Source organism: Flavobacterium sp., from assembly GCF_044338735.1.
Taxonomy (GTDB): domain Bacteria; phylum Bacteroidota; class Bacteroidia; order Flavobacteriales; family Flavobacteriaceae; genus Flavobacterium.
Genome location: NZ_JBIIWV010000221.1, coordinates 1 through 3,074 on the forward strand (window position 1 = coordinate 1; position 3,074 = coordinate 3,074).

Below are 3,074 nucleotides of genomic sequence, written 5' to 3' on the forward strand. Positions count from 1 at the left end.
ATGACGTTTTTTCAAGTTTAGAACGCTCTTTTTGTAAGGTAGCTATGGTTTTATCAAATCGTACTTTTCCTCCATCAATTTTTTTCTTGGCACGATTTATTAATCCATATGGAATTCCATTTTTTTGGGCAACTTCAAACGTAAATGAACTACCTGCCTGACCAAGTAATAGTTTATACATTGGTTCTAAAGATTTTTCATCAAACATCATGTTTGCATTTGAGGCAAATGGTAATTCGTTAGCTAGGATTTTTAAGTTGCTATAGTGAGTTGTAATGATTCCAAATGCTTCTCTATCGTAAAATTCTTCTAGAAAGATTTCTGCTAAGGCGCCACCTAATTCAGGATCAGAACCAGTTCCAAATTCATCAATTAAGAATAACGTTTTTGAATTGCATTTTTTTAAAAAAAAGTTCATGTTTTTCAATCGATAGCTATAGGTACTCAAATGATTTTCAATCGATTGATTATCTCCAATATCGGTTAATATTCGATCAAATAAAAAGGTCTCACTTCGTTCATGAACAGGAATTAAGATACCACATTGCAACATCAATTGGAGTAGTCCAACTGTTTTTAAAGAGATTGTTTTTCCGCCGGCATTGGGACCAGAAATTACAATTATTCGATTATCGTTATGAAGTTCAATCGTTTGTGGATAAGTAATTTCGTTTTTCTCTTTATTATTTAAATATAAAATGGGATGAAACGCTTCTCTAAAAAATAATCTCTTTTCATCAGTTATTGTGGGAAGAATTCCGTTGATTTTATTGGCATATTTAGCTTTCGCAGCTATAACATCTACATCACTAAGTAACTCTTGATAAGCGGTTATAGTTTCGATAAAGGGTCTAATATCATTGGTTAACCGTTTTAAAATACGCATGATTTCTTCCCGTTCTTCAAATTCTAAATTGTTTAATTCACGAGAATATCGCTGAGCAGCTTCGGGTTCAATATAGGCAATGCTTCCCGTTTTTGAAGTTCCTAAAATTGAGCCTTTTACTTTTCTTCGATACATGGCTAAAACGGCTAAAACTCTTCTGTTTTCTACAACTGTTTCTTTGATATCGTCTAAATATCCTAATGAATAATATTGGCTTAAAGCCGTTCCAAAACTTTGATTTATTTTTCCTCGTACGACATTAATACTTCGTCTAATATCAATTAAATCGGGCGATGCGTTGTCTTTTATGATTCCGAATTTATCAACTACTTCATCAATTCGTTGAATAATTAACTTTACACATTCAATTGATGCAGTTCGTTTGTATAAATTTGGATAATAGGTTTCAAATTTCTTCAAAAACTGAATTAATGTAATAGCTGTTTCAGTAAGATTTGAAATTTTCTTAAAACTTGCAACTTCTAAAAAGCTATCTTCAATTCCTAATAATTTTAATTCGTAATTAATGTTCTCAAAACCATGATTTGGAATAACATTGTTATTTGAAAAAGACGAGAGATATTCTGCTGTTTGTTGCAAATTAATCAACAATTTCGTTTTATCATTAAATGGAGTAATTGCCAAAGCTTTTGTTTCGCCAATATCTGTATTACAGCGACTTGCGATAGTTTCTAATATGGTTTCAAATTCTAAATCTTGAAGTGTCTTTTGAGTAATCGAAATCATTTTTCTTTTTCTATATGGTCAAAGTTACAAAGTAATAAAGCCATATTGCAATAGAAATTTATATTTTTGATAAAATTTATAAAATGTTTATTAAAAATCAATCCTGGAATAATCAACTAAAGTCTGAATTTCAAAAACCATATTTTTTGGAATTGATGCAGCAAGTCGAACAAGAATATGCTACTACAACTTGTTTTCCTCCAAAGGAATTAATTTTTAATGCTTTTGAACAATTTGATTTTGAAGAAACGAAAGTTGTTATTATTGGTCAAGATCCTTATCATGGAACGGGTGAAGCAAATGGTTTGTGTTTTTCGGTAAATGATGGAGTAGCCATTCCGCCTTCGTTAAAAAATATTTTTCAAGAAATTAATTCGGAATATGATCGAATTTTATTTCCCACTTCTGGAAATCTTGAACGTTGGTCAAAACAAGGTGTTTTATTATTAAATGCCGGATTAACAGTTCGAAAAGATTCAGCAAACAGTCACAAACATTTAAAATGGAATCTTTTTACAGATGCTGTAATCCAACTATTAAATGATAATTGTACTCATTTGGTTTTCTTACTGTGGGGAAGTTTTGCACATAAAAAAGGAAAAATGATTAGTAGAGAAAAACATTTAGTTCTTCAAATAGGGCATCCTTCTCCTTTAAGTGCGAATAGAGGGTTTTGGTTTGGAAATAATCATTTTAAACTGACAAACGAATACTTAATGAATAATGAAAAAAAGGAAATAGAATGGTAATTATTAAAAAGTTAAAGCACCTAATATTTCATCGCTCATAAATTTCCCACCGGGATAGGTTGCAGTGTAATCTAAATTGAGCCAAATTTGCCCTCTTTCGTCAATATGATAATGAATTTGTTGGTTTTTACTTTCAATAGCAAAAAATTCTTCTTTAATAAAATAAATAGCAGATTCTAAATCATTTTTATCACCTATCAACATTTCAGGATATAAATGTCCGCCAGTATGGATAATTCTGGTAGTTCCTCCAATTACTTTAATACAAGCTGCCATTAGAATTGCATGATCATCACAATCACCAGAAAAATGTTGTAAACTTTCAGAAGCATAAGCAATATATTCTCTTCCTTTTGGATCGTTGACATAATTCCATTTACTATTTATTTCTTTGAATACTGCAAAACATTGAATCATAAGCCTTTTGTTTCTCTTTTGATGTGTTGGATTAAAATTCTTTCTTGTGGCACTCAAGGCAAAATTTCGAACCTTAGGATTTGAAAAATCAACAGCATCAATAATTTTTGATTTGTTTGGGAATGGTAATAGTTTTGCAATTATAAGGTCTTGAGGATTTGGATTTTCACTCATTGAATAAATCATATAGCGATAATCTTCAAAAACCCTTACAAACCCATAATTTCCAATAACAGTTCCAATAAATAGAACGACTAAATACATAAAAATGATAA

3 protein-coding genes are annotated in these 3,074 nt (G+C 30.4%); 1 reads left to right on the forward strand and 2 read right to left on the reverse strand.

The features are described 5' to 3' along the window. A partial coding sequence (locus ACIQZC_RS10365; RefSeq protein WP_396139149.1) for a DNA mismatch repair protein MutS occupies nucleotides 1–1,633 on the reverse strand: 1,633 nt, incomplete at its 3' end. A gap of 83 nt (nucleotides 1,634–1,716) precedes the next feature. Here ACIQZC_RS10365 and ung point away from each other — a divergent pair. Further along, nucleotides 1,717–2,382, forward strand: a complete 666-nt coding sequence (gene ung / locus ACIQZC_RS10370) for a uracil-DNA glycosylase (RefSeq protein ID WP_396139150.1) — start codon at nucleotides 1,717–1,719, stop codon at nucleotides 2,380–2,382. Between the two features lie 3 nt (nucleotides 2,383–2,385). Here ung and ACIQZC_RS10375 read toward each other — a convergent pair. Further along, a partial coding sequence (locus tag ACIQZC_RS10375; RefSeq protein ID WP_396139151.1) for a transglutaminase occupies nucleotides 2,386–3,074 on the reverse strand: 689 nt, incomplete at its 5' end.